1 protein-coding gene is annotated in these 471 nt (G+C 64.7%); it reads right to left on the bottom strand.

Translation table 11 applies throughout. The features are described from left to right. Positions 1–471, bottom strand: a 471-nt coding sequence (locus tag AC1DSF_RS30775; RefSeq protein ID WP_478184101.1) for an Ig-like domain-containing protein, incomplete at both ends; no start/stop codon positions are given.

Here is a 471-nt window from a genome sequence, read left to right as displayed (position 1 = left end):
TGTTGTCAGTCACTTCGCCAACGACTGGCTGGCCAGGCGGGGTTGTGTCCACGATCACCACGTGCGGACCCGACGGCTTGCTTTCGTTGCCCGCCTCATCACGCTCGACCACCGTGAACTCGTGCCTGCCTTCGYCCAGCGGCGTATCAGGCGTGAAGCTCCAGTTGCCGTCCTCGTCGACCTTCGTCTCGCCAACGGGCGTGCCGTTGTCGATCACGACGATCGTGTCGCCCGGCTCGCCCTTGCCCACCAGTGTCGGTGTCGTGTCGTCCGTGATCTCGCCATTGCCCACCGGACCCTGAACCAAGCCCACGTCGTCAGTCACTTCGCCAACGGCCGGCTGGCCAGGCGGGGTTTTGTCCACGATCACCACGTGCGGATCCGACGGCTTGCTTTCGTTGCCCGCCTGATCACGCTCGACCACCGTGAACTCGTGCTTGCCTTCGCCCAGCGGCGTATCAGGCGTGAAGC

The organism is Variovorax sp. 01N429 (genome assembly GCF_056399425.1).
Note: the sequence above shows the minus strand (reverse complement) of the source record. Positions and strands in the feature narration are given on the sequence as shown.